General features: G+C 70.2%; 24 protein-coding genes. 12 read left to right on the forward strand and 12 right to left on the reverse strand.

The genetic code is table 11. The features are described from left to right. Positions 1–30 precede the first annotated feature (30 nt). The 4 genes from ectA to thpD all read left to right on the forward strand — a co-directional run bounded on the left by ectA (position 31) and on the right by thpD (position 3,477). Positions 31–510 carry a diaminobutyrate acetyltransferase gene (gene ectA, locus BM424_RS09980; RefSeq protein ID WP_093415536.1) on the forward strand — a complete coding sequence of 160 codons (480 nt, stop codon included), beginning with the start codon at positions 31–33 and terminating at the stop codon, positions 508–510. Positions 511–583: 73 nt separating this feature from the next. Then, complete coding sequence (ectB, locus tag BM424_RS09985) at positions 584–1,831, forward strand: diaminobutyrate--2-oxoglutarate transaminase (RefSeq protein WP_093415538.1); 1,248 nt, start codon at positions 584–586, stop codon at positions 1,829–1,831. A 141-nt stretch (positions 1,832–1,972) separates the two neighbouring features. Continuing rightward, positions 1,973–2,362 carry an ectoine synthase gene (locus BM424_RS09990; protein ID WP_093415539.1) on the forward strand — a complete coding sequence of 130 codons (390 nt, stop codon included), beginning with the start codon at positions 1,973–1,975 and terminating at the stop codon, positions 2,360–2,362. A gap of 215 nt (positions 2,363–2,577) precedes the next feature. After that, the gene (gene thpD / locus BM424_RS09995) at positions 2,578–3,477 is read left to right on the forward strand and encodes an ectoine hydroxylase (RefSeq protein WP_093415541.1); all 900 of its coding nucleotides are present in this window, start codon (positions 2,578–2,580) and stop codon (positions 3,475–3,477) included. A 183-nt stretch (positions 3,478–3,660) separates the two neighbouring features. On the opposite strand, the gene BM424_RS10000 is transcribed toward thpD, so the two are convergent. From BM424_RS10000 to BM424_RS10040, 9 genes are all read right to left on the reverse strand, one after another. Next, the gene (locus tag BM424_RS10000) at positions 3,661–4,932 is read right to left on the reverse strand and encodes an alginate O-acetyltransferase AlgX-related protein (protein ID WP_217649659.1); all 1,272 of its coding nucleotides are present in this window, start codon (positions 4,930–4,932) and stop codon (positions 3,661–3,663) included. 10 nt (positions 4,933–4,942) lie between these two features. Next, positions 4,943–6,379, reverse strand: a complete 1,437-nt coding sequence (locus BM424_RS10005; protein ID WP_093415542.1) for an MBOAT family O-acyltransferase — start codon at positions 6,377–6,379, stop codon at positions 4,943–4,945. A 107-nt stretch (positions 6,380–6,486) separates the two neighbouring features. Beyond that, on the reverse strand, positions 6,487–7,443 hold the full coding sequence (gene rlmB / locus BM424_RS10010) for a 23S rRNA (guanosine(2251)-2'-O)-methyltransferase RlmB (RefSeq protein ID WP_093415544.1): 957 nt from the start codon (positions 7,441–7,443) through the stop codon (positions 6,487–6,489). Positions 7,444–7,446: 3 nt separating this feature from the next. After that, positions 7,447–8,835 carry a cysteine--tRNA ligase gene (cysS, locus tag BM424_RS10015; protein WP_093415545.1) on the reverse strand — a complete coding sequence of 463 codons (1,389 nt, stop codon included), beginning with the start codon at positions 8,833–8,835 and terminating at the stop codon, positions 7,447–7,449. A gap of 102 nt (positions 8,836–8,937) precedes the next feature. Further along, positions 8,938–9,618, reverse strand: a complete 681-nt coding sequence (locus tag BM424_RS10020) for an HAD family hydrolase (RefSeq protein ID WP_093415547.1) — start codon at positions 9,616–9,618, stop codon at positions 8,938–8,940. A 162-nt stretch (positions 9,619–9,780) separates the two neighbouring features. Further along, on the reverse strand, positions 9,781–10,020 hold the full coding sequence (locus BM424_RS10025; protein WP_093415548.1) for a hypothetical protein: 240 nt from the start codon (positions 10,018–10,020) through the stop codon (positions 9,781–9,783). 99 nt (positions 10,021–10,119) lie between these two features. Beyond that, entirely contained in the window at positions 10,120–10,596 is a 477-nt protein-coding gene (ispF, locus tag BM424_RS10030; protein WP_175548008.1) for a 2-C-methyl-D-erythritol 2,4-cyclodiphosphate synthase, read from the reverse strand. Continuing rightward, positions 10,593–11,285 carry a 2-C-methyl-D-erythritol 4-phosphate cytidylyltransferase gene (gene ispD / locus BM424_RS10035; RefSeq protein WP_093415550.1) on the reverse strand — a complete coding sequence of 231 codons (693 nt, stop codon included), beginning with the start codon at positions 11,283–11,285 and terminating at the stop codon, positions 10,593–10,595. Before ispD ends, ispF begins: the two co-directional genes overlap by 4 nt. A gap of 17 nt (positions 11,286–11,302) precedes the next feature. Further along, positions 11,303–11,791, reverse strand: coding sequence for a CarD family transcriptional regulator (locus BM424_RS10040; RefSeq protein ID WP_009947449.1), 489 nt, complete (start codon positions 11,789–11,791; stop codon positions 11,303–11,305). Positions 11,792–12,090: 299 nt separating this feature from the next. Here BM424_RS10040 and BM424_RS10045 point away from each other — a divergent pair, with 299 nt between their 5' ends. Together BM424_RS10045 and radA are read left to right on the forward strand one after the other, a co-directional pair. Next, positions 12,091–12,669: a copper chaperone PCu(A)C domain-containing protein gene (locus BM424_RS10045; protein ID WP_245775735.1), complete on the forward strand. Its 579-nt coding sequence runs from the start codon at positions 12,091–12,093 to the stop codon at positions 12,667–12,669. A 222-nt stretch (positions 12,670–12,891) separates the two neighbouring features. Further along, the gene (gene radA, locus BM424_RS10050; protein ID WP_093415551.1) at positions 12,892–14,280 is read left to right on the forward strand and encodes a DNA repair protein RadA; all 1,389 of its coding nucleotides are present in this window, start codon (positions 12,892–12,894) and stop codon (positions 14,278–14,280) included. Here the strand turns inward: radA and BM424_RS10055 are convergent. After that, positions 14,277–14,870, reverse strand: a complete 594-nt coding sequence (locus BM424_RS10055; RefSeq protein WP_093415553.1) for a hypothetical protein — start codon at positions 14,868–14,870, stop codon at positions 14,277–14,279. The two genes, radA and BM424_RS10055, sit on opposite strands and share 4 nt — an antisense overlap. Before the next feature lie 137 nt (positions 14,871–15,007). On the opposite strand from BM424_RS10055, the gene BM424_RS10060 reads away from it, so the two are divergent. From BM424_RS10060 to BM424_RS10080, 5 genes are all read left to right on the forward strand, one after another. Further along, a complete protein-coding gene (locus tag BM424_RS10060) occupies positions 15,008–15,910 on the forward strand; it encodes an HhH-GPD family protein (protein WP_093415555.1) in 903 nt (300 codons plus the stop codon). After that, positions 15,910–16,419 (forward strand): 2'-5' RNA ligase family protein, encoded by a 510-nt coding sequence (locus BM424_RS10065; protein WP_093415556.1) that lies wholly within the window; start codon positions 15,910–15,912, stop codon positions 16,417–16,419. The genes BM424_RS10060 and BM424_RS10065 overlap by 1 nt, the downstream gene beginning before the upstream one ends. 85 nt (positions 16,420–16,504) lie before the next feature. Beyond that, complete coding sequence (locus BM424_RS10070; RefSeq protein WP_093415558.1) at positions 16,505–17,185, forward strand: ATP-binding cassette domain-containing protein; 681 nt, start codon at positions 16,505–16,507, stop codon at positions 17,183–17,185. After that, on the forward strand, positions 17,182–19,122 hold the full coding sequence (locus BM424_RS10075) for a YhgE/Pip family protein (protein ID WP_093415559.1): 1,941 nt from the start codon (positions 17,182–17,184) through the stop codon (positions 19,120–19,122). Before BM424_RS10070 ends, BM424_RS10075 begins: the two co-directional genes overlap by 4 nt. Positions 19,123–19,262: 140 nt before the next feature. Next, the gene (locus BM424_RS10080) at positions 19,263–19,571 is read left to right on the forward strand and encodes an antibiotic biosynthesis monooxygenase family protein (RefSeq protein ID WP_093415561.1); all 309 of its coding nucleotides are present in this window, start codon (positions 19,263–19,265) and stop codon (positions 19,569–19,571) included. A 1-nt stretch (position 19,572) separates the two neighbouring features. Here the strand turns inward: BM424_RS10080 and BM424_RS10085 are convergent, their stop codons facing one another. Continuing rightward, complete coding sequence (locus tag BM424_RS10085; protein ID WP_093415562.1) at positions 19,573–20,571, reverse strand: endonuclease/exonuclease/phosphatase family protein; 999 nt, start codon at positions 20,569–20,571, stop codon at positions 19,573–19,575. A gap of 192 nt (positions 20,572–20,763) precedes the next feature. On the opposite strand from BM424_RS10085, the gene BM424_RS10090 reads away from it, so the two are divergent. Then, a complete protein-coding gene (locus BM424_RS10090) occupies positions 20,764–21,489 on the forward strand; it encodes a DedA family protein (protein ID WP_093415563.1) in 726 nt (241 codons plus the stop codon). A gap of 186 nt (positions 21,490–21,675) precedes the next feature. On the opposite strand, the gene BM424_RS10095 is transcribed toward BM424_RS10090, so the two are convergent. Next, on the reverse strand, positions 21,676–24,225 hold the full coding sequence (locus BM424_RS10095; protein WP_093415565.1) for an ATP-dependent Clp protease ATP-binding subunit: 2,550 nt from the start codon (positions 24,223–24,225) through the stop codon (positions 21,676–21,678). Between the last annotated feature and the right edge of the window lie 114 nt (positions 24,226–24,339).

Genomic DNA, 24,339 nt, shown 5'->3' on the forward strand with positions numbered 1-24,339 from the left:
CGGAATGGCGGAAGCGGTTCAGCCGGACGGTTGGAGATCGACGCTCCGGTCGTCGCGGACGGCCCTGAGCTCTACCGGATCACTCGCGATTCGGCAGTGCTCGATGTGAACTCGTCCTACGCATATTTGTTGTGGTGCCGGGACTTCTCGCAGACCTCCGCGGTGGCGCGTGTCGACGGTGCGGTCGTGGGCTTCGTGACCGGGTTCATCCGGCCCGACGCCCCGGACACCCTCGTGGTGTGGCAGATCGCCGTCGATGCCTCCCAGCGCGGTGGTGGCGTGGCGGGCAAGCTGCTGAACCACCTGGTCGACCGCGTGCAGGGGCGAGGCGTGCGTTTCCTGGAGACCACGATCACCCCGGACAACACCGCATCGATCAAGCTTTTCAGCGCACTGGCGCGCGACCGAGCGACGCAGATCACCAGCAGCGAGTTGTTCACCGCTGACCTGTTCCCGGACTCGCACCTGGGAGAGGACCTGTACCGCATCGGGCCGTTCGACGCCGCCTGAGGCACGAGCCACCCCACTCTTTCTCGTCTTGAAGCGCCGGGCGCCCGCGCGCCGCCGGCCGAACGGAGGATCCGTGAACGACATCTTCGCCACCCTCGAGTCCGAAGTCCGCAGCTACAGCAGAACGTGGCCGACCACGTTCGACCGCGCGGTCGGCAGCTACCTCTACGACGAGGACGGCACCGGCTACCTCGACTTCTTCGCAGGCGCGGGTGCGCTCAACTACGGGCACAACAACCCGAAGCTGAAGCAGAAGCTGCTCGACTACATCGCCCGCGACGGCGTCACCCACGGTCTCGACCAGGCCACCAAGGCCAAGGCCGAGTTCCTGGAGTCGTTCAACACGAACGTGCTGCAGCGCCGCGGGCTGAACTACAAGGTCCAGTTCCCCGGCCCGACGGGCACCAACTCGGTGGAGTCGGCGCTGAAGCTGGCCCGCAAGATCACCGGCCGCGAGTCGATCATCAGCTTCACCAACGCCTTCCACGGCATGACGCTGGGCTCGCTGTCGGTCACCGGCAACTCGATGAAGCGCGGCGGCGCGGGCATCCCGCTGGTGCACGCCACCCCGATGCCCTACGACGACTACTTCGACGGCCAGGTCCCCGACTTCCTGTACTTCGAGCGGATGCTCGAGGACAGCGGTTCGGGCCTCAACGAGCCGGCCGCGGTCATCGTCGAGACGCTGCAGGGCGAGGGCGGCATCAACTCCTCGCGCCCCGAGTGGCTGCGCGGCCTCTACGACCTGTGCCAGAAGCACGGCATCCTGATGATCGTCGACGACGTGCAGATGGGCTGCGGCCGGACCGGCCCGTTCTTCTCCTTCGAGGAGGCCGGCATCCAGCCCGACATCGTCTGCCTGTCGAAGTCCATCGGCGGCTACGGCATGCCGCTGGCCGTGACGCTGATCAAGCCCGAGCACGACGTGTGGGAGCCGGGTGAGCACAACGGCACGTTCCGCGGCAACAACCCCGCGTTCGTGACCGCCGCCGAGGCCTTCCGCCTGTACTGGTCGGACGACCAGCTGGAGAAGTCGACCATCGCCAAGGGCGAGCGGGTCGGCCAGGTGCTGGAGGAGATCGCCGCCGAGCACGGTGGCGCCATCGCCAAGGGCCGCGGCCTGGCTCGCGGCCTGGGCTTCGAGGACACCAACGTGGCGGGCAAGGTCTCCAAGGCCGCGTTCGACCGCAAGCTGCTGATGGAGACCTCCGGTCCCTCCAGCGAGGTCCTCAAGATCATGCCGCCGCTGACCGTCACGGACGACGAGCTCGAGAAGGGCCTGGAGATCGTCCGCGATTCGGTTCGTGCCGTTTTGGCCTGATTTGACGTTGCTTCCGCGGGTCGGGAGGGTGAAAAAGCCATTCGAACGGCTTTCGCCTCTCCCGGCCCGAGCACGTCGTGCGGCAAGCTGCGTGTGGCGCGTTCCCGCGCAGTGCACCAACCAAGATTCACAGGAGGAAACGTGATCGTCCGGCACCTCTCGGAGATCGAGGACACCGACGCCGACATCAAGACCGAGAACTGGCGCAGCAAGCGCATTCTCCTCGCCAAGGACAAGCTGGGCTTCTCGGTGCACGAGACCACGCTGTACGCCGGCACGGTGAACGACTTCTGGTACGCCAACCACATCGAAGCCGTGTTCATCACCGAGGGCGAGGGCGAGGTCGAGAACAAGGCGACCGGTGAGGTCCACCAGCTCAAGCCGGGTTCGATCTACGTGCTCAACGACGCCGACAAGCACCAGGTGCGCCCGAAGACGACCATGAAGACCGTGTGCGTGTTCAACCCGCCGGTCACCGGTCGCGAGGTGCACGACGAGAACGGCGTCTACCCGCTGATCGTCGAGGACTGATCGTCGCGGGCTGATTCAGCTCCACGCGCGGCGGGTACCCGGAGACCGGGGACCCGCCGCGCTGTCTTTCACCACCTGGGGTTTCCCCACGCGCGACGTGGGGGTACGCGGGCACTCGACGTGTGCCGCTTCTCAACCGAGGAACCGAGAACGGCGGGCGGTGTCATCCGGACATCGATCCGCTCCGGCGGTAATTCGCGAAGGAGGCGCAACCCATGACCGTCGCTGATCTGAGCACCACGGACCGCTACCCGACGCGGGGCTCCGATTCGGCGCTGCTCGAACGGACCGATCCGACCGTGTGGTCCCGTGTGCCCACCGGCCCGGCCACGCGCGACGAGCTGGCCGAGCACGACGCCAAGGGCTTCCACGTCCACGAGGGACTGCTGTCCCCCGCGGAGGTGCAGACCTACTGGCAGGAGCTGGAGCGGCTGACCCGCGACGAGCAGGTCCGCAACGACGAGCGCACGATCATCGAGCGCTCGTCCGACGAGGTCCGCTCCATCTTCGAGGTGCACCGGATCAGTCCGCTGATCGGCGATCTGGCCCGCGATCCGCGGGTGCTCGACCGCGCCAGGCAGATCCTGGGATCCGAGGTGTACGTGCACCAGAGCCGGATCAACTACATGCCCGGGTTCCGCGGCACCGGCTTCTACTGGCACTCGGACTTCGAGACCTGGCACGCCGAGGACGGGATGCCGTCCCCGCGCGCGGTGAGCATCTCGATCGCGCTGACCGACAACCACCCGTTCAACGGCGGCCTGATGATCATGCCGGGCGCCCACCGCACGTTCGTCTCGTGCGCGGGTGAGACCCCGGAGGAGAACCACAAGACCTCGCTCAAGCAGCAGAAGGTCGGCGTCCCGTCCGAGGACGACATCACCAAGCTCGCCTACGAGCACGGCATCGAGCAGTTCACCGGCCCGGCGGGCTCGGCCCTGTGGTTCGACTCCAACTGCATGCACGGCTCGGGCAACAACATCACGCCCTACCCGCGCTCGAACATCTTCATCGTGTTCAACAGCGTGGACAACACCCTGGAAGAGCCGTACGCGGCGAAGTCCCCACGCCCCAACCACATCGCATCCAGGGACTTCACCCCACTCCACCGCTGACGCCCCACCCCGGAGCGGAGCCCCAACCGCCGCTCCGCTCCGGGGCCCGGCTCGGGTGCGTCGTCGCGTTCGAAGCGACGTCGCGGCGGCGACGTTCGTTGCCAGGGGACAGTTTTAGCCATAACTGTCCGGACATTTCGGGCATCACCCCCGGACAGTCCTGGCAAAAACTGTCCCCTGCCCTCACCTCACCGGGTGAGCGGCGAGGACCTGGCCGACTTCGGCGGCGACGTCGGGGTTGAGGAGGGGGTAGCGGCCTCCGGCTACGAAGCGTTCGGAGAGCTCGAAGGTGACGACCTCGCCCTGCGCCAGGAGATCAGCCGTGGCTGCGGGGTTGGTGGCGACGTTGTCCGGGTGGGTGATGGTGATGTCGGAGTACGTCGCCGCCAGGTAGGGGCTGGCGAACTGGGTGAAGGAGTCGCCGACCATCCGCACCGGTTTGGTGATCATGCCCGGCTTCGGCGTTGACCTCAGGTGCAGCGGTTCGTGGAAGTCGCTGGGCTTGAACTGCGCGTTGTCCTCTCCCCCGTCCGGCGCCAGCGCGTAGGCCTGGATGTCGACCGTGCGGTCCTGGCCGAGCAGGTCCGGGATGTCGGCGCTGTGCGGGTAGCGCCGCGACGGCGTCATCCGCCACGTGCCGGTGATGCCCGGCGAAAGCCGTTCCGCCAGCTGGTAGACCATCGTCGCGCCGCCCTCGTGGGTCCAGTGCGTGTCGATGTCGTGGTAAATCGGGTGCCCGTTGCGCTCGGCGGCCCGGCGCAGCGCCCCGCGCAGGTCGATCGCGCCCGTCGCCTCCGGGACCCGCCGCCAGAACTCGGCCCTGGCCGCCTCCGAGCAGTCCTTCCCGGCGTAGTCCTCCGGCAGGTGCTCCGGGTACTCGGTGGACTTGTCGGGGGCGATGACCAGCTGGAACGTCCGCCCCGACGACTCCACCGCCTTCCGCCACGCGCGCAATCCCGCGATGACCTCGTCCATCGTGCGGCTCGGCACGCAGCGGTACGAGACGTCGTGACCCAAGTACAGCCAGCCGTCCCGGCCCTCGATGACCGGCGGGAACACGCTCTCGTCGATCGGCGGCTTGGCGTCCACCTGCCCCGCGCCCACCGGCGATCCGTGCGAGCCGCCCGCCAGCGGCGCGGGCTCGCCGAACACTCCCCTGCTGATGCCGCTGACCGCCTGCACCGCTCCCTTGCGGAACGGCAGATGATCGGTGGCCCACCCGTTCAACCCGGTGAAGAACCCGAAACCCTCGGTGACGCTGGGGAACTCGGCCAGCGGCCGGTTCTCCAGCTGCTCCGGCCGGGCCCCGAACAACCAGCTGCTCAACGGCGCGCTGAAGAACGCCAGCGCGCAGATCAGCGCCACCAGCTGACGCCGGCCGTGCCGGGGCCGGTGCAGCGGGTGATCCCGCGGCAACCACGCCTCGTGCACCGGCGGCAACTCCGGAGTCCGCACCTCTCCCCCTCTAGAACTGGTAGTACAGGAACGGGCTGAACGTGCCGGTGGCGACCAGCAGGCCCGAGTAGCCCAGGCCCGCCGTGAGCACCGCCGCCCGCGCGGCGTAGGCCTCGCGGGTGCGCACCGCCTCCAGGAACGGGCCGGTGCCCGAACCCGCGGGCAGCAGCACCACGATCAGCGCGATCAGCAGGAAGAACAGCCGCTGGTGGGTCACCGACGCCGAGACGACGTCGGTCAGCCCCGCCAGGTCCGGGACCAGCATGTGCCCGAGCATCCCCAGCGCGCTGCCCAGGTCCGGCGCGCGGAAGAACACCCAGCCGACCACCACCAGCAGCAGCGTCAGCGCCCGCCGCGCCCACCGCGCCCGCACGTCCGCGGGGGCCGCCGACCAGCCGAAACGCCGCTCCAGCACCAGCAGCGCGCCGTGGAACAGCCCCCACACCAGGTAGGTCCACGCCGCGCCGTGCCAGAAACCGGTGAGCACGAAGATGATCGTCAGGTTCCGGTACGTCGTCGCCGCGCCCCGGCGGTTGCCGCCGAGCGGGATGTAGACGTAGTCGCGGAACCAGCGCGACAGCGACATGTGCCAGCGCCGCCAGAACTCGGTGATCGTCACCGACGAGTAGGGCCGCGCGAAGTTCTCCGGCAGCCGGAACCCCAGCATCCGCCCCAGCCCGATCGCCATGTCCGAGTAGCCGGAGAAGTCGAAGTACAGCTGCATCGCGTAGCCGATCGCGCCCAGCCAGGCGATCGCGAACGTCATGTCCTGCGCGGGCGTCGCGAAGCACGCGTCCACCATCGGCGCCAGCGTGTCCGCGACGACGACCTTCTTCGTCAAACCCCAGGCGAAGCGCGGGAAACCGGCGGCGATGTCGTCCAGCCGGTGCGTGCGGCGCTGCGGCAGCTGATCGGCGATCTCCCGGTAGCGCACGATCGGGCCCGCCACCAGCTGCGGGAACATCGCGATGTAGGTGACGAACGAGACCGGGTTCCGCAGCGCCGGGCGCTCACCCCGGTAGACGTCCACCACGTACGAGATGTGGTGGAACGTGTAGAACGAGATGCCGATCGGCAGCGCCAGGTGCAGCACCGGGTAGTCGCCGCCGAACCAGCGCGCCAGCACCGCCAGCTGCTCGGTCGCGAACCCCGCGTACTTCCAGATCAGAAGGATCGCCAGGTTGAACGCGACCACGCCGATCAGTACCCACCGGCGGCGTTCCCGCGCGCCCGGCCACTGGGCACCCGGTTCCAGGTGGCGACCGGCCAGGAAGTTCACCGCGATGCACGCCAGCAGCAGCACCGTCGTGCCGCCCGCCCCGCTGGCGTAGAACACCAGGCTGGCCAGCGCGACGACGGTGTTGCGCCCGCTGCGGGGTGCCACCAGCACGGCCGCGAGCACGACCGGCAGGAAGTACCAGAGGAACAGCGGGGAAGCGAACGACATCGAAGGGCCTCGGTCGCGGGAGGCCCACGCCTCCTCGGTTCGGTTGCCGCAGCAGCCTAACCGAGGTCAGCGCGCCGCAGGTCCGGAATGGACCCGGCTCTCACCGCTCAGCGAATCCTGCGGCGCCGGGCGACCTCGGCGAGCACGACGCCCGCCGCGACCGAGGCGTTGAGCGACTCGACGCCGGTGGCCATCGGGATCGACACCGTCTGGTCACAGGTCTCGCGGACCAGCCGCGACAGGCCCCGCCCCTCGGAGCCGACGACGACCACCAGCGGACCGGTGGCCAGCTCCAGCTCGTCGGAGGTGATGTCGGAGTCGGCGTCCAGGCCGACCACCATCAGCCCGGCTTCCTTGTAGTCCTTGAGCGTGCGCGTCAGGTTGACGGCCTTGGCGACCGGCAGCTTCGCCGCCGTGCCCGCGCTGGTCCGCCACGCCACCGCCGTGATCCCGGCGCTGCGCCGCTGCGGCACGACCACGCCGTGCGCGCCGAACGCCGCCGCCGAGCGGATCACCGCACCCAGGTTGCGCGGGTCGGTGACGCCGTCGAGCGCCACGATCAGCGGCGGCAGACCGGTGTCCTGCGCGGCCGTGAGCACCTCGTCGGGGTGGGCGTAGTCGAACGGCGGCACCTGCAGGGCCAGGCCCTGGTGCAGCGCGTTGTGGGTGAGCCGGTCCAGCTCGACGCGCGGCACGTCGACCACCGGGATGCCCCGGTTGCCGGCCTCGCGCACCGCCTCGGTCACGCGGTCGTCGACGTCGATGCCCTGCGCCACGTACAGGCCGGTGGCCGGGACGCCCGCGCGGACGCACTCCACGACCGGGTTGCGCCCGGCGACGAGCTCCGGCGCGTTCTCCGCCGCGGCCTGGCGCTTGGAGCGCTGCTGATCGGCCTTGGCGCGCTGGTCGGCGCGCTTCTTGGCCGGGTGCGTGACGCGGTCCTCCGCCTTCGGGGTCGGGCCCTTGCCCTTGAGACCGCGCCGCCGCTGCCCGCCGGAACCGACGACCATGCCCTTCTTGTTGGTCTTGCGCACGCCACCGCGGCGCTTGTCGTTGCCGGCCACGAGTTACCCGTCTTTCAATGTCCACGTCGGACCGTCGGGGGTGTCCTCGACGGCGATCCCGCCCTCCTGCAACCGGTCTCGCAGCAGGTCGGCGGTGGCGAAGTCCTTCTCCGCGCGCGCCTTCTGGCGCTGCTCCAGCACCAGGCGCACGGCCTCGCCGAGGGCCTCGTGGGCGGCGTTGCCGCCGTCCTCGGCCCACTGCGGCGACAGCGGGTCCAAGCCGAGCACCCCGGTCATCGCGCGCACCGACGACGCGGCCGCCCGGGCCGCCTCGTCGTCACCGCGGTCCAGCGCCGCGTTGCCCTCGCGGACCGCGGCGTGGATGGCCGCCGTCGCCTGCGGCGTCCCCAGGTCGTCGTCGAGCGCCGCCGCGAACTCCGCGGAGACATCGCCGGGCTCGACCGAACCGGCCCGCGAGACGACCTTGCGGACGAAGTTCTCGATCCGGCCGTACGCCGAAGCCGCTTCCTGCAGGCCCGCTTCGGAGAACTCGATCGTGGACCGGTAGTGCGGGGTGACCAGGTAGTAGCGCAGCTCGACGGCCCGCGCTCGCTCCAGCACCGCCGGGATGGACAGCACGTTGCCGAGCGACTTCGACATCTTCTCGCCGCTCATGGTGACCCACGCGTTGTGCATCCAGTACTGGGCGAACCCGTCGCCCGCCGCGTGCGACTGCGCCAGCTCGTTCTCGTGGTGCGGGAACACCAGGTCCAGGCCGCCGCCGTGGATGTCGAACTCGCCGCCCAGGTAGAACGTCGCCATCGCCGAGCACTCCAGGTGCCAGCCGGGACGCCCGTGACCCCACGGCGTCGGCCAGCTCGGCTCGCCCGGCTTCGCGCCCTTCCAGAGCGTGAAGTCGCGCGGGTCGCGCTTGCCGGAGGCCAGCGACTCGCCCTGCTGCACCTCGTCGAGGCGCTGCCCGGACAGCTTGCCGTACTGGTCGCCGTAGGAGGCGACGTCGAAGTAGACGTCCCCGCCGGATGGGTAGGCGTGGCCCTTGTCGATGAGGCGCTGGATCAGGTCGATCATCTGCGTGACGTGCCCGGTGGCGCGCGGCAGCACCGACGGCGGCAGGCAGCCCAGCCGGTCGTAGGCCGACTCGAAGGCGCGCTCGTGCGTGGCCGCCCACTCCCACCACGGCCGGCCCGCTTCGGCGGCCTTGGTGAGGATCTTGTCGTCGATGTCGGTGACGTTGCGCACCAGGCGCACGTCGTAGCCCGAACGCTGCAGCCAGCGGCGCAGCACGTCGAAGTTCAGCCCGCTGCGGACGTGACCGACGTGCGGAACGCCCTGGACGGTGGCACCACAGACATAGATCGACGCCACTCCGTCGCAGCGCGGGTGGAACTCGCGCGTCGTGCGGGTCGCTGTGTCATGGAGGTGCAGGCTCACACCCCCGATGGTACGGGGAACCACTTCAGGGCAATCACGACAGGCCGACCGAGCTGATGGTGGTCACCCTGCTCGGCGGTGCGGGTGGTGCTTGCCCGACGGTCAGCGCAGCAGATCGCCCACCGCGTCGATCAGGCCGGTGGTTCGTTCGCTGGTCGGAGCGGGGTCGACGATCGCGACCTCGCAGCCGACACCGGCCGCGCCGCCGTCGGCCTCCTCGCTGTCGCCGACCATGAGCGCCTCCTCCGGGGCGACGCCGAGGCGCTCGCAGGCCCGCTGGAAGATCTTCGGATCCGGCTTGATCACCTCTTCGAGGTACGACAGCAGGAACTCGTCGACGTGCTGCGCGACGCCCAGTCGCTCGAAGGCCGGGCGGATGTCGAAGGCGATGTTGCTGATCACGCCCACCTTCACGCCGCGCCCGGACAACCCGCTCAGCACCTCGGCGGCGTCCGGGTAGGGGGTCCACTGATCGGGGTCGATCAACCGGGCGTAGAGGGCCTGGGCCTGCTCGTCCGGGACGCCGGAGCTGCGCAGCACCTCGACGTAGACCTTGCGATGCAGCTCGGGGTCGAGGTCGCGCTTGTCCCACGCCTCCTGGAACTCATCGCCGAGCTCGGCGATCCGCCCGGTCGGGGCGGTCATCCGGCGCATGATCTCGGCTTGGGCGGAGAGGTCGAAGGGGGTTCCGTCGGAGTCGGTGAGGTCGGAGTACCAGGACGGGTTCTCCTCCAGTCGGAACAGGGTGCCGGAGAAGTCGAAGATCACCGCTCGCAGAGTCACATCGCCACGGTATGCGGGCCGGGCGAACCCGACATGAACTTGCGGTCTAGCTCACGACCTCCGCCGCGGATTTCCCCCGTTCGCCGAGGTGCGGACCTCACCAGGGGACAGTTTAGTGAAAACTGTCCATGATCAAAGTCCGTTTTGCCCGGACAGTTCTGACTAAAACTGTCCGCACTGCAGCGATGAGTCCGAACTGCGGAAGCACTCCCGATCAGAGCCGCTCTTCATCGGCACGACGATGGCCGCGACGCTCGCCGCGGCGCTGAGCCACAGCAGCACGACCGCCAGCGCCAGGTCGAGCTCATCGCCCAGCGACCACAGCACCACCGACACCGGCCACAACACCAGCGGCTGCGCCACGAGCAGCCGACGCACCCACCGGTTCCGCTCGATCACCATGCTTCGAGGATCGCGCGCGAGAACCCGCACCAGAAGGGTGCGAGCCCTGAGTTTTCCCCGACTCCAACTCCCCGTCACACCCGGGTGGCCGGTCGTTACTCAGCGGAAAACCAACGCGGTCGCCACCGCCGCGATGCCCTCGCCGCGCCCGGTCAGACCGAGCCCGTCGGACGTCGTGCCGGACACCGACACCGGCGCGCCGATCGCCTTCGACAGCACCTGCTGCGCCTCCTCGCGACGCTTGCCGATGCGCGGCGCGTTGCCGATCACCTGCACGGTCGCGTTGCCGATCGCGAAACCGGCCGCGTCGATCCGCGAGCGGACCTCCTCGAGCAGCTCCGCGCCGTGCGCACCGGCCCAGCGCTCGTCGCCGGTGCCGAACACCGCGCCCAGATCACCCAGGCCCGCGGCCGACAGCAGCGCATCGCACAGCGCGTGCGAAGCGACGTCGCCGTCGGAGTGGCCCGCGCAGCCGTCGGCGTCCGGCCACTGCAACCCGGCCATCCAGCACTCGCGACCGGCCTCGATCGGGTGCACGTCGACGCCCTGCCCGACGAACGGCAGACGATCAGTCACTTCGGGGAACTCTCCTCGGTGGCCAGGACGGCCTCGGCGACCGCCAGATCGAAGGCGGTGGTGATCTTCAAGGCGTTCGGGTGACCGTCGACGGTGTGCACCTTGCCGCCCACGCGCTCGACCAGGCCTGCGTCGTCGGTGGCGATGTCACCCGCGGCGGCGTAGGCCTGCCGCAGCACGTCGATGTTGAAGCCCTGAGGGGTTTGCACCGCCCGCAGCGGTGCGCGGTCGACGGTCTCCACGACGGTTCCCGACTCGTCGACCCTCTTGATCGTGTCCGTCACCGGCAGCACCGGGATCACGGCGGGCGCACCGGCCTCCACCGCGGACACGACATCGCCGATCACGCTCGCCGGCGTGAAGCACCTCGCGGCGTCGTGCACCAGCACGACGTGCGCGTCCGGCGCCACGTCGGCGACGGCGCCGAGCGCCAGGCGCACCGAGTCCGTTCGCTCGGCACCACCCGGCACCACGTGCGCGTTCGGCAGCGCGGCGAGCTCGGCCGCCACGACCTCGACCTGGTCGGGCGGCGCGGCCACCACGACGTGCTGCACGCAGCCCGGGGCCAGCAGGCCGCGGACCGCGCGCAGCAGCAGAGATTCACCTTTGACCGGAACCAGCGCCTTGGGCACCTCCAGCCCCAAGCGCACCCCGCGTCCAGCAGCGGGGACCAGCGCGACAACGCTCACGCTCTAGCCGTTCCGATTCACACCGCAGTGGCGAGGACTTCGTCCAGCAGCGTTTCCGCTTTGCCCTCGTCAGTGCCCTCGGCCAGCGCCAGCTCGCTGACCAGGATCTGACGGGCCTTCGCCAGCATTCGCTTCTCGCCTGCGGACAGGCCACGATCCTTCTCGCGTCGCCAGAGGTCGCGCACCACTTCGGCCACCTTGTTCACATCGCCGGAGGCGAGCTTCTCCAGGTTGGCCTTGTACCGACGAGACCAGTTCGTGGGCTCCTCGGTGTGCGGGGCCCGCAGCACGTCGAAAACTCGATCCAGACCCTCTTGACCCACTACGTCCCGAACACCGACGATCTCGGCGTTGTCCGCGGGAACGCGCACCGTGAGGTCACCCTGCGCGACCTTGAGGACGAGGTACTGCTTCTCCTCGCCCTTGATCACACGAGTCTCGATTGCTTCGATGAGCGCGGCACCGTGGTGCGGGTAGACGACGGTCTCTCCGACCTTGAAAACCATGTGTCCTCTGCCCCTTTCGCTGGCCCCACTTTACCACGTAGGGCAACCGGACCTCGACCGCCTCACCATCCGTAATCGCAGGTCAGAGCGTGGGCGGGACTTGACAAGAAGCGCTCCGACGTGCAAGGCGACCCCTTTCGACCCTGTGAAACCGTCCATGATGGACCGCCCTTCCGGGTGGTCGTCCGGGCCTGTCGGGCCCCTCCGATACGTAGTTCGGCAAGCCCCTGCGCGACCCCCGGCGGACGGGGACTAAGCTCCACGTGGTTGTCCGGCAATCAGGAAGGGACGCTGCAACCGTGAGCCGCCCTCAGCACCTCAAGGCCGTCCGCCTGCGGTTGATCCCGGCCGCACTCGGACTCGGCGCCGTCGTCGCCCTCGCCGGCTGCAGTGCCGGTCAGGTCACCGAGACCGACACGCAGGTCGCCGCCGTCAACGGCGGTAGCGGAGATGCGCAGCAGGTCGCCGTCCGCAACGCCACGCTCGCGTTCCCGACGGAGGGCACGTTCTACCGCGCCGGCTCCTCGGCACCGCTCGAGCTGGTCCTGAGCAACACCGGCCCGGACGACAAGCTCGTGCAGGTCACGAGCCCGTACGCGGCGTCCGGCCAGGTCGGCGGCACCACCGACCTGCCGACCAACACCTCGCTGCACGCCTCGGGCCCGACGACCAAGCCCGCGGGCAACGACCAGCGCACCGTGCAGATCACGCTGAACGGCCTCAAGCAGGACCTCACGCCCGGCGTGACGGTCCCGGTGACGTTCGTGTTCGAGAAGGCCGGCCAGGTCACCGTCCAGGTCCCGATCGGCCCGGACCACAACCCGCGCCCCGAGCACGGCACCCCCGCCGAAGGCCACGAGGCCGGCGGCGGTCACTGACTCCGGTTCCACCGCGCGAAGGCCCCCGGACCCCAGGTCCGGGGGCCTTCGTCGTCCCCACCCCGGTCAAAACCTGCGGTATTCGTCGGGTCGAAAACCGCAGTTTTTGACCGGTCGAATACCGCAGGTTTTGACCCGACGAATCCTGCGGTATTTGTCCGCCGGAGGGGTGCGGGTGAGTCGGTGGGGGTGATCGTCGGGGTGGGTGGTTAGCCTCGCGGCGTGCCTCCTAAGACCTCTCGCTCCCGTCCTGCCTTCCGGTGCGCCGACTGCGGCCACGAGGTCGCGAAGTGGGTGGGGCGGTGTCCCGGGTGCCAGGCGTGGGGAACGATCGAGGAGGCCGCCGCCGCCCGGCCCGCGCTGGCGAAGGTCTCCGCCGGGGCGCCGAGCACCCCGGCCCGGCCGATCGCCGAGGTGGACCTCGACTCGGCCCGGTCCGTGTCGACCGGGATCGGCGAGCTGGACCGGGTGCTGGGCGGCGGGATCGTGCCCGGGGCCGTGGTGCTGCTGGCCGGTGAGCCCGGTGTGGGGAAGAGCACACTCCTGCTGGAGGTCGCGCACCGCTGGGCCTCCGGCGCCTCGCCCGGAGCGTCGCTGTACGTGACCGGTGAGGAGTCCGCGGGCCAGGTGCGGCTGCGCGCCGAGCGGACCGACTCGGTGCACCCGGAGCTGTTCCTCGGCGCCGAGAGCGACCTGTCGGCGGTGCTGGGGCACGTCGACGCGGTCAAGCCGGGCCTGCTCATCGTCGACTCGGTGCAGACCGTCCAGTCCCCCGACGCCGACGGCAGCCCGGGCGGCGTGACGCAGGTGCGCGCGGTGACCACGGCGCTGGTCGCGCTGGCCAAGGAGCGCGGGCTGCCGGTCGTGCTGGTCGGGCACGTCACCAAGGACGGCGCGGTCGCCGGTCCGCGCGTGCTGGAGCACCTGGTGGACGTGGTGCTGCAGTTCGAGGGCGACCGGCACTCGTCGCTGCGGATGCTGCGCGGCGTGAAGAACCGCTTCGGCCCCTCCGACGAGGTCGGCTGCTTCGAGCAGCGCGACGACGGCATCGCCGAGGTCCCGGACCCGTCGGGCCTGTTCATCAACCGCCAGGAGGCGGCCGTGGACGGCACGGCGGTGACGGTCATGGTCGAGGGCAAGCGCCCGCTGCTGGTGGAGATCCAGGCGCTGCTGATGAAGACCGAGATGGCGATGCCGCGGCGCTCGGTGAGCGGCCTGGACTCGGCTCGGGTGTCGATGATGCTGGCGGTGCTCGGCAAGCACGGGCACATCCCGACCGGCTCGCACGACGTGTTCGCGGCGACCGTGGGCGGCACCAAGATCGGCGAACCGGCCGCGGACCTGGCGATCGCGATGGCGGTGGCGTCCTCGCAGACCGGACGCCCGCTGCCGCCGAACCTGGTGGTGATCGGCGAGGTCGGGCTGGCCGGGGAGATCCGCCGCGTCAACGGCGTCGGGCGGCGGCTCGCCGAGGCCGCCCGGCTCGGCTTCGACCGCGCCCTGGTCCCGCCGGACCCGGGCCCGCTGCCCAAGGGCATCAAGGTCACCGAGGTCGCGACGATCAAGGACGCGCTGAAGCTCGTCCGCCGCCGCAAGCAGGACTCGGACTAGGGCACCACGCGGAACGGCACGGGCTCGCCGGTGATCGAGGTGAGGCGGGAGACCGCCCGGTAGTCGCCCGCCGGGACGCGGTTCTGCGGGGCGGCGCAGCCGGGCGCCGAGGTCAGGCCGGTCCACAGCACGTCGTTGCGGACGGGCTTGCCGGGTTCGAGGACGGGCTGCTCGTTGGTCGACTCCGAGTAGCAGTCGTTGCTGGACCACACGTGCCGCCCGGCAGGCGTGGTCACCTCGATCTCGCGGAGCATCCGGTTGAGGTCGCGCACGCAGGGCTGCGGGCCGGTGTTGGTGACCACGAGGGCCAGGCCGATCCGCTCGCCGACCCGGAACGCGGGCTGAGCGACCTCGGTGGTGACGCGCACCGCCTCGTCCGGGCAGGCCTGCGGCGTGCTGGCGGCGGCCACCGCGACCGGTTCGCCGGGAGGCCCGGCGGGCGGTTGCTGCGCGGCCGGTTCGTCGGAGCCGGTGGCCAGCGCGATCACGCCCCAGCCCAGCAGTCCCACCACTAACAGGGACACCGTGATCGCCACGATGCGGCGACGCCAGTACACCGCAGGCGGCAACGGACCGTTCGGATCAATCACGAACTGACAGTAACTTGTCGAATACTCTGAATGGACCCCCAGATGATCGCCCGATGGGGCGCATCCGTTGCTTCCGAGAGTGATCACCGGGCGTCCTCCGGGCGATCACCGGTCACCTGGCAGGATCTGCAGACGCCATGAACAGTCCCACCACCGCAGCCGACACCCGGCTCGACCTCGACGCACTGGCCGACTGGTTCACCGCCACCGCCCGCCCGCTGCCCTGGCGCGCCGCGGGCGTGACCGGATGGGGCGTGCTGGTCAGCGAGACGATGCTGCAGCAGACCCCGGTCAACCGGGTGCAGCCGATCTGGGAGGAGTGGATGCGCCGCTGGCCACGTCCCTCCGACCTGGCCGCCGAGTCGCAGGGCGAGGTCCTGCGCGCCTGGGGCAAGCTCGGCTACCCGCGCCGCGCGCTGCGGCTGCACGAGGCCGCGGCGACGATCGCCGCCGAGCACGACGACGTCGTTCCGTCCGATGTGGACACCCTCCTGGCGCTGCCCGGCATCGGGACCTACACGGCCCGCGCCGTCGCGGCCTTCGCCTACGGCAAGCGCGCCCCGGTCGTCGACACCAACGTCCGCCGGGTGGTGGCGCGCGCCGTGCACGGCGCCGGTGACGCGGGCCCGCCGTCGACCAAGCGCGATCTGGCCGATGTGGACGCCCTGCTGCCCGACGAGGACAAGCCGGCCGCGCTGCTGTCGGCGGCGCTGATGGAGCTCGGGCAGGTCGTGTGCACGGTCCGCACGCCGAGCTGCGAGCGGTGCCCGCTCGCCGCGGACTGCGCGTGGCAGCACAACGGTCGCCCGGCCTACGCGGGCCCGCCGAAGAAGGTGCAGAAGTTCGCGGGCACCGACCGGCAGGTGCGCGGCAGGCTGCTGGACGTGCTGCGCGGCGCGACCGGCCCGGTCACCCGCGAGCAGCTCGACGCCGCCTGGGACGAAGCCGGTCAGCGCGACCGGTGCCTGGACTCGCTGCTGGTGGACGGCCTGGTCGAGCAGACCGACGACGGCCGCTTCGCCCTGCCCGGGGAGCGCTGATGGCCGACGCGCTGGTCTGCCACTTCGACGACGAGACCGAGTCGCGCCTGCGGGAACTGCGGAAACGCCTCGGCGAGGCCGGGATCGACGTCCCCGGCGAACGGCCGGGCGTGACGATGGCGCGAGCCGGGAGCATCCCCGCCGCCGCCCGCACGGCGCTGCGCGGCGAGCTGGAGCTGCTGTCGATCCCGGACCTGTGGCTGCACACCCTCGGCACGCTGCCCGGCGACGAGCGGATGCTGCTGCTGGGCGCGGTCGTCGACACCGAGCTGCTGGCGGTGCACTCGGCCGTGCACGACGCGCTGGCGGGCAAGGTGAAGAACCCGTCGGCCTACTACTTCCCCGGCGCCTGGATCCCCTACTGCGCGCTGGCGCGCGGTCTCGACGCCGACCAGCTCGCCCGCGCCTTCACCGCTCTCCTGCCGCCCGAACCCGTCCGCGCGGCGGTGCGGGAGATCAGCGTCGTCGACACCCGCACCGGGGACTCGGAACCTCTCCTGGCGATCTAGCCGCAGATCATCACGAGTTGCCGATCAGTGGCTCAGCGGCCACTTTGGACGTGCACTGTGCCTCCACGCAATCGAAGGAGGGTTCATGTACGTCCTCGGCGCGGGAATCCTCGCGCACGGGATCGCCGCGAGAGGCCCGGAAGGCGTCGTGTTCGCCAACCTGGACCTCCGCGTCGAGCCCGGTTCGCTCACCGTGGTGGCCGGGCCCAGCGGTTCCGGGCGCACGTCGCTGCTGCTGGCGCTGTGCGGGCGGCTGCGGATCATCACCGGTGAGCTGGACGTGGACGGTTTCCCGCTGCCGCGCAAGGCCGCTCGGGTGCGCAAGCTGATCCGCCCGGCGCGGCTGCGGCCCGGCTGCGAGCTGGAGGACCGGCACCGGGTCCGGGAGGCGATCACCGAGCGCAGGCTGATCAGCGGCACCAACAAGGCCTCCATCGAACTGGGACTGGAGCTCGTCGGGCTGGACGTGGACCGGTCGCTGCTGATCGGCGAGCTGCCGCCGGAGGAGCGGCTGCTGCTCGCGGTCGGGCTCGCCGCGGCCCCGGCGCCCGCCGGGATCGTCGTGGACGACGTTGACGCCGGGCTCACCCAGTCCGGCCGGGCGCGGGCGTGGGCGGCGCTGCGCGAGGTCACCGGGATCGGGATGACGGTCATCGCCAGCACCACCGACCGCCCGGCCGGCGCCGCCAACGTGGTGCGCCTGCCCGCGGGCCGGTTCGCCGAGCCGACCGCCGAGATCGAGATGCCGGGCGAGGCGGGGCGGTGAAGGCCGTCCGGCTCGCCTGGCTGGAACTGCGGCGCTTCCGCGGCTCGCTGCTCCGGCTGATCCCGTTCGTGCTGATCCTGGTGCCGCTGCTGTACGGGTCGCTGTACCTGTGGTCGAACTGGGACCCCTACGGCAAGCTCAACCGGGTCCCGGTGGCGGTGGTCAACAACGACCGGGCGGTGGACGCACGCGGCGAGCACCTGGACGCGGGCGTGCAGTTCGTCAAGCAGCTCAAGGTCAACGACGTCTTCGACTGGCGGTTCGTGCGCGGCACCGACGCGCGCCGCGGTCTGGCCGAGGGGCGCTACTACTTCATCATCGAGGTGCCGACGGACTTCAGCGCGAAGCTCGCCGCGGCCGCCGACGGCAACCCGCAGCGGGCGGCGGTGCGGCTGACGAAGAACGACGCGAACGGCTACATCGCCGGGATCATGGCCGACACAGTCAAGAGCGAGCTGCAGAACCAGATCAACGCCGCCGCGCACGCCAGCTACGCCCGCGCCCTCTACGGCGAGCTCGGGCAGATGCGGGAGAAGCTGCAGGTCGCCTCGGAGGCGTCGAAGCAGCTCGTGGACGGCACGGCGCTGAGCCAGCAGGGCACGGCCGCGCTCACCCGGGGCCTCGGCGGGGTGCGGGACGGCACCAGCCTGGTCTCGCGCGGCGTGGAGGACATCTCGCAGGCGACCGGGCAGCTGGACCGGCAGCTGGGCACCGTCGCCGACTTCGCCGCCGACGAGCTGCCTGCGGCGGTGAACTCGCTGGTCAACGCCAGCGGTGTGGCGGTGAGCAGCCTGACGTCGATCTCGACGGCTACGGCGATGATGGAGCAGCAGGCCGCCGACGGGTACTCGGCCGTGCAGGGTCTGGGCAACTCGCACCCGGACCTGCGCGGCGATCCCGCCTACGAGCAGGCTCTGGACACCTCGCGCCGACTCGCCGCCGGCGCGTCGGAGGCCGACTCGCGGGCGCGGGAGGCGCTGCGGACCGCGGAGGAGGCGAACCGCCGGGCCCGGGCGGTGCAGAGCAGCATGGGGCCGCTGCAGGAGCGGGTCCGGTCGATCACCGCGCCGGTCGACACGCTGCACTCCGGCACGACGCAGGTCGCCTCCGGTTCGCAGGGCATCGTCGGCGGGCTGAACTCGCTGGTGGCGGGCAGCAACGTGCTGCAGACCGGGGCGGGACAGCTCAACGACGGATCGCGCGAGCTGCAGAAACTGATCAACGACACGCTGAACAAGATCCCGCCGACGAACCCGACGGAGGTCTCCCGCGCCGCCGACGTGCTCGGCTCGCCGACCGAGATCCGCACCGACAACCTCAACCCCGCCCACGTCTACGGGCGCGGGCTGGCGCCGTTCTTCTTCGCGATCGCGCTGTGGGTGTTCGGGCTGTTCGCGTACCTGCTGCTCAAGCCGGTGAACCTGCGGGCGCTGGCGGACAAGGTCAACCCGTTCACCATCGCCCTCGCCGGGCTGCTGCCCGCGGCCGCGCTGGGGGTGATCGGCGGGATGGTGCTGTACCTGGTGGTCGACGTCGGGCTCGGGCTGAACCCGGTGAGCGTCGGCTGGACGATCGGGTTGCTGTCGCTGGCGGCGGTGACGTTCGTGGCCATCGACCACCTGCTGCGCACCGCGCTCGGCGCGGTCGGCGACCTGCTGTCGCTGGTGCTGCTGATCGTGCAGCTCACGGCGTGCGGCGGCCTGTACCCGATGGAGACGGCACCCGTGCCGTTCCAGGCCGTCCACCCGTTCCTGCCGATGACCTACCTCGTCGACGGACTGCGCGTGACGATCTCCGGCGGTCTGGTGTCCCACCTGCAGCACGACCTGATCGTCCTCGGCAGCGTCCTGGTCGTGGTCGTGCTCCTCACGACCCTGGTGGTCCAACGCCAGCGCACCTGGACCCTCGCCCGCCTCCACCCCCAAATCGAACTCTGAGGGTCGACAGTTTTCATGAAAACCTCCCGACCCCAGGGGAACGACAGTTTTCATGAAAACTTCGATCCTCCGGGGTCGGGACACGTCGGTGAGATCGAGGAGACAGGGTGGTCGGGGGCGTCGCCTCGTAGGGTGGGTGCATGGCTGTTGTGAAGATCAATGCGATCGAGGTTCCCGAAGGGTCCGGCCCGGAGCTGGAGAAGCGCTTCGCGTCCCGGCACGGCTCGGTCGACGACGCGCCCGGCTTCCTGGGCTTCGAGCTGCTGCGCCCCGTCCAGGGCGACAACCGCTACTTCGTCTACACGAAGTGGGAGACCGAGGAGGACTTCCAGAACTGGGCCAACGGCCCGGCCAAGGAGGCCCACGCGGGCGAGCGCAAGAACCCCGTCGCCTCCGGCTCCAGCCTGCTGGAGTTCGAGGTCGTGCTGGGCTCCTACCCGGAGAAGTGAGTCACCCGGCGACGCGCAGGGTCGTGAGCACGGCCCTGTGGTCGCTGCCGGGGACGTCGAAGACCTCGTAGTCCTCCGGCCGCACGCCGCCCGAGGTCAGCACGTGGTCGATGGTGACCGGCGGCGCCGTCCAGCCCGACGGCCACGTCGGCGTCAGGCCCTCGCCCAGCGCCCCGGCGGCGTCGACGTAGCCGCGTCCGATGAGGTCCTTGAGCCGGGTGTGGTCGAGCGTGGCGTTGAAGTCGCCCGCCATCACCCGCGGCCGCCCGGTCAGCGACGGCTCGGGCAGCGACGCTAGGTCGCGCGCCCAGATATGCGCGGTGCCCTCCCCCATCGGGTAGAGCGGGTGCACCGCGACGAACTCCACGTCCCGCCCCACCGGCACGTCCACCAGCGCCGACGGCTGCGCCAGCGTCGTCGGCGGCACCAGCGCCAGCTCGCGCAGCGGGTAGCGGGAGACGATGCCGGTGCCGTCGGCCTGCGGCCCGGGGTGCAGCACCCGGTTCGGCAGCTCGGCGAACAGGCCCGCCCCCTCCAGCTTCGCGACCATCTCCGGGGTGAGCTCCTGGAGGCTGAGCACGTCGACCCGCCGGGAGCGGACCGCGTCGACGATGGTGGTCGCGTCGGCGCGGCCGAAGTAGGTGTTGACCGACAGCACCCGCAGCGGCTCGCCCTCGGCGGCGATCCCGTCCGGCAGCGCCCGCGGCGCGACCGTGTAGGCCAGGGCGACCGTCGCGACCAGCGCGATGAGCACGTTCAGCCAGCGCCGCAGCAGCATCCCCAGCAGCACCAGGACCGCGCCGACGACCACCGCGTACTGGGCCAGGGCCGTGAGCGCGACCGTGTAGCGCTCGACGTCGAGCTCGACGACCGGCAGCGCCGCCCAGACCGCGAAGGCCAGCGTGACCAGCGACAGCAGCGCCGTCGCGCAGCCACCACCCGGCCTGCGGGCGACGTCGTCCGCCACCTCGTCGGGCACCTCGTGCGCCACCCGCGTCATCGCCGCCTCCGTCTTCCCCGTCGCACTCCGCCACGTGGACGTCCGACGTCCCCGCATGGTTGTGCCACCAGACTTCCAGAGATCAACCGACACGCCGGAGGGTGCCGCAGCTCACACGTGATCAGGGCGAATCCTCATCTTCCGCTGGAATCATGGAAGAAACGGACACTCGACCCCGGAGTTCAACCCCGCATGGATCTGACGACGACAGCCGCCGCATCCGCCCAGCCCACCGGCTTCACCGCCTGGGTGATCGGGGTGATGGAAACCCTCGGAGGCCCCGGCGCGGGCATGATCATCGCGCTGGAGAACCTGTTCCCGCCGATCCCGTCCGAGCTGATCCTGCCGCTGGCCGGGTTCACCGCGAGCCAGGGCGACATGTCGCTGATCGGCGCGATCCTGTGGACCACGATCGGCTCGCTGGTCGGGGCGCTGGCGCTGTACGGGCTCGGCGCCTCGCTGGGCCGGGAGCGGACGCGGGCGATCGCGGCGAAGCTGCCGCTGGTGAAGCTCTCCGACGTGGACAAGACCGAGGCGTGGTTCGCCAAGCACGGGGTGAAGGCCGTGTTCTTCGGCCGGATGATCCCGCTGTTCCGGAGCTTCATCTCGCTGCCCGCCGGTGTCGAGCGGATGCGGCTGAGCACGTTCGCGCTGTTCACGACGCTGGGCAGCCTGATCTGGAACAGCGTGTTCGTGATCGCCGGCTACCTGCTGGGTCAGCACTGGTACCTCGTCGAGGAGTACGCGGGCCTGCTCTCGCGCGCCGTGGTGATCACCGCGGCGCTCACGGTGGTGGCGTTCGTGGTGATCCGGATCCGCAACAACCGCCGCGAGCGGGAGCTCTCCGAGGCCCCCACGGTGCAGCTCGCCCGCGTCCAGGCCGACCAGCCCACGGAGGAGTTCCGCCGCATCCGGTGAGCGCCACCGGGAGCTCTCCCGGGCAGTGGGGCAGTTTTAGCCATAACTACCCATGATCAATGTCCGAAATGTCGGGACAGTTATGGCTAAAACTGCCCCGCTGCCCCAGGCCCGAGAACCGAGGCACCGAACGCGAACGGCCCCCGCACCGAGGTGGTGCGGGGGCCGTTCGGTCGGGTCCTGGGATCAGGACTCGGTGTTGCCGTTGTTCTGCTGGTCCTCGCCCTGGGCGGAGACGCCGACCGGCGGGGTGTCCGGAACCGCGGACGGCTTCGGCTCACCGCGGAAGGTGAACACGGCCTTGTCGTCCGCGCCTTCGCCGTCCCAGCCCTCGACATCGACGATGACGATCTGGCCCGGCTCGACCTCGCCGAACAGGATCTTCTCGGACAGCTTGTCCTCGATCTCCCGCTGGATCGTCCGGCGCAGCGGCCGCGCACCCAGCACCGGGTCGAACCCGCGCTTGGCCAGCAGCTTCTTCGCCGTCTCGGTGAGCTCCAGGGCCATGTCCTTGCCCTTGAGCGCCTTTTCCACGCGGCCCGAGAGGAGGTCGACCATCTGGATGATCTCGTTCTCGGTGAGCTGGTGGAAGACGATCACGTCGTCGATGCGGTTGAGGAACTCCGGCCGGAAGTGCTTCTTCATCTCCTCGTGGACCTTGGACTTCATCCGCTCGTAGTTGGACTCAGCGCCCTGACCACTGGAGAAGCCCAGGCCGACGGCCTTGGAGATGTCCTGCGTGCCGAGGTTCGAGGTGAAGATCAGCACCGTGTTCTTGAAGTCCACCGTGCGGCCCTGGCCGTCGGTCAGGCGACCGTCCTCCAGCACCTGCAGCAGCGTGTTGTAGATCTCCTGGTGGGCCTTCTCGATCTCGTCGAACAGGACCACGGAGAACGGCTTGCGGCGGACCTTCTCGGTGAGCTGGCCGCCCTCCTCGTAGCCGACGTACCCGGGCGGGGCGCCGAACAGCCGCGAGGCGGTGTAGCGGTCGTGGAACTCACCCATGTCGATCTGCACGAGCGAGTCGTCGTCGCCGAACAGGAACTCCGCCAGCGCCTTGGACAGCTCGGTCTTACCGACACCGGACGGGCCGGCGAAGATGAACGAGCCGGACGGGCGCTTCGGGTCCTTCAGGCCGGCGCGGGTGCGGCGGATCGCCTGGGACACGGCCTTGACCGCGTCGTCCTGGCCGATGATCCGCTTGTGCAGCTCCTCCTCCATGCGGAGCAGACGGGTGGTCTCCTCCTCGGTGAGCTTGAAGACGGGGATGCCGGTCCAGTTGGCCAGCACCTCGGCGATCTGCTCGTCGTCGACCTCGGCGACGACGTCCAGGTCACCGGCCTTCCACTGCTTCTCCCGCTCCTCCTTCTGGCCGAGGAGCTGCTTCTCCTCGTCCCGCAGGCGGGCGGCCCGCTCGAAGTCCTGCGCGTCGATCGCGGACTCCTTCTCGCGGCGGACCTCGGCGATCTTCTCGTCGAACTCGCGCAGGTCCGGCGGAGCGGTCATCCGGCGGATGCGCATCCGGGCGCCGGCCTCGTCGATCAGGTCGATCGCCTTGTCCGGCAGGTACCGGTCGTTGATGTAGCGGTCGGCCAGGCTGGCCGCCGACACCAGCGCGCCGTCGGTGATCGACACGCGGTGGTGCGCCTCGTAGCGGTCCCGCAGGCCCTTGAGGATCTCGACCGTGTGCTCCAGCGACGGCTCGCCGACCTGGATCGGCTGGAAGCGGCGCTCCAGGGCCGGGTCCTTCTCGACGTACTTGCGGTACTCCTCGAGCGTGGTGGCGCCGATGGTCTGCAGCTCACCGCGGGCCAGCATCGGCTTGAGGATGCTGGCGGCGTCGATCGCGCCCTCGGCGGCACCCGCACCGACCAGCGTGTGGATCTCGTCGATGAACAGGATGATGTCGCCGCGGGTCTTGATCTCCTTGAGCACCTTCTTCAGGCGCTCCTCGAAGTCACCGCGGTAGCGGGAACCGGCGACCAGCGAACCCAGGTCGAGGGTGTAGAGCTGCTTGTCCTTGAGGGTCTCGGGGACCTCGCCCTTGACGACCTGCTGCGACAGGCCCTCGACGACGGCGGTCTTGCCGACACCGGCTTCACCGATGAGCACCGGGTTGTTCTTGGTGCGCCGCGAGAGGACCTGCATGATCCGCTCGATCTCCTTGTCCCGGCCGATGACCGGGTCGAGCTTGCCCTCGCGCGCCGCCTGGGTGAGGTTGCGTCCGAACTGGTCCAGCACCAGCGACGACGACGGGGTGCCCTCGCCGCGGCCGCCGGCCTCCGCGGGCTCCTTGCCCTGGTAGCCGGACAGCAGCTGCAGGACCTGCTGGCGCACCCGGTTGAGGTCCGCACCGAGCTTGACGAGCACCTGGGCGGCGACGCCCTCGCCCTCGCGGATCAGGCCGAGCAGGATGTGCTCGGTGCCGATGTAGTTGTGGCCGAGCTGCAGCGCCTCCCGAAGCGACAGCTCCAGCACCTTCTTGGCCCGTGGGGTGAACGGGATGTGTCCGCTGGGGGCCTGCTGGCCCTGGCCGATGATCTCCTCGACCTGCTGGCGCACTCCCTCCAGCGCGATACCCAGCGACTCCAGCGCCTTGGCGGCGACACCCTCACCCTCGTGGATCAAGCCCAGGAGAATGTGCTCGGTGCCGATGTAGTTGTGGTTGAGCATCCGGGCCTCTTCCTGGGCCAGGACAACCACCCGCCTCGCGCGGTCGGTGAACCTCTCGAACATTCGCACTCCCTGACTGCTGCGCCGGCGGTCTAGTTCCGGGACACGGCTTTAGCGCTACGCCGCGATCCACGACGGGTTCAGCACTCTTGGGGACCACTGTAGTAGCCAACCCCG

Origin of the sequence: Saccharopolyspora flava (assembly GCF_900116135.1) — a bacterium.
GTDB classification, from domain to species: Bacteria; Actinomycetota; Actinomycetes; order Mycobacteriales; family Pseudonocardiaceae; genus Saccharopolyspora; species Saccharopolyspora flava.